Here is a 1294-nt window from a genome sequence, read left to right on the forward strand (position 1 = left end):
TATTCCAAAACATCCGTACTAAAAGCTACCAATTGGCCCAATCCCTCGTTCCGTAACTGACCCGTCCCTTTATCTACTCGGTGCCGCCTCACTGCGGAAAAAACAAACTCATCTTCAAAAAACTAAAATGTAACAATAACACTGAAATTAGTGACGTCATACTCATACTCGCCATCAAATCCACTGTCTCCTGCCTACTTTCACTTCCGCGATCATGCTTCGTAAGCATCCGCAGGTGAGATTAAAAATTCAATCGCGGAATTTGGGGTAAATTGAGATTTGACGAATACCTTCTGAGAAGGTATATTAGCTGACTTTCCGGGGTGTAGCGTAGCCTGGTAGCGCGCCTGGTTTGGGACCAGGATGTCGGGAGTTCAAATCTCTCCACCCCGACCAGTTTTGTGTACCACTGTGTTGGATTAAACCCGGTTTGAGTAGTGCCCGTAGCTCAACCGGATAGAGCACCAGCCTTCTAAGCTGGGGGTTACAGGTTCGATTCCTGTCGGGCACGCCAAAATTGCATCTTTAAATTGTAAATTGAAAAAAATCACTTCTAAAGGTAATTAGAATACTGATTTATAGTTAGATGGTGGCTGTAGCTCAGTGGTAGAGTCCCGGATTGTGATTCCGGTTGTCGTGGGTTCGAACCCCATCAGCCACCCCAGCAACTTGAATTTCTTTTAAAACTAATCGAATATTCTTGAGTTAGGGAGGAGGTGATATGACGAGCACCTCTAAAGCGCATTTATACCCATCGCACATGAAATTTCGGCACTCAGGTGCTACCGATGATGTGAAAAAAGCTTCGCAAGTACTTTTGAAAAGTGAAAAAATTTCATAGTAGCGACCATACAGGATTTTCTTCTCGAAAAACTTCCAATAACGCTCAATTAAGTTCAGGTTGGGTGCATACGGCGGCAAAAATACGAGTTTTATTTTTGAGTCGTTGAGATAGTCATTGATCAGTTGGGATCGATAATAACGCGCATTGTCACAAATAATTGGCGGTCGGCTCGACGCATCGACCCTCAAGGCCATCGAAGCTATCCCCGAATCGGACTGGACACACTATGCCGATTGCGCCATAGCCGAAACCACACACAGCATGAATGAAACGCACAAGGCGTTTCGCCTGATCGTAGTCAAGTATCAACGCCAAGCTGAACTGTTTGATGATCAGCCCAAGTATCACGTGATTGCTAGCAATCGCCAGGAGTCTGCAGAAGATACGTTGGTCTGGTATCGCCAACGTGGCGAAGTTTCCGAGAACGGTATCAAAGAGCTAAAAATCGGC

At 45.4% G+C, this 1294-nt stretch carries 1 protein-coding gene, 3 tRNA genes and 1 pseudogene; 4 read left to right on the top strand and 1 reads right to left on the bottom strand.

Features of this window, described 5'->3' with window-relative positions:
• Positions 1-319 precede the first annotated feature (319 nt).
• From BLP80_RS14890 to BLP80_RS14900, 3 genes are all read left to right on the top strand, one after another.
• A tRNA-Pro gene (locus BLP80_RS14890) sits at positions 320-396 on the top strand.
• A gap of 41 nt (positions 397-437) precedes the next feature.
• Positions 438-514 (top strand) — tRNA-Arg (locus BLP80_RS14895).
• Between the two features lie 75 nt (positions 515-589).
• A tRNA-His gene (locus tag BLP80_RS14900) sits at positions 590-664 on the top strand.
• Positions 665-705: 41 nt separating this feature from the next.
• Here BLP80_RS14900 and BLP80_RS16780 read toward each other — a convergent pair.
• On the bottom strand, positions 706-1038 hold the full coding sequence (locus tag BLP80_RS16780) for a transposase (protein WP_090544516.1): 333 nt from the start codon (positions 1036-1038) through the stop codon (positions 706-708).
• Here BLP80_RS16780 and BLP80_RS15835 point away from each other — a divergent pair.
• A pseudogene (locus BLP80_RS15835) lies at positions 989-1294 on the top strand (IS1380 family transposase); the annotation flags it as partial. The gene BLP80_RS16780 and the pseudogene BLP80_RS15835 sit on opposite strands and share 50 nt — an antisense overlap.

The organism is Nitrosomonas sp. Nm132 (assembly GCF_900100485.1).
Classification (GTDB): Bacteria; Pseudomonadota; Gammaproteobacteria; order Burkholderiales; family Nitrosomonadaceae; genus Nitrosomonas.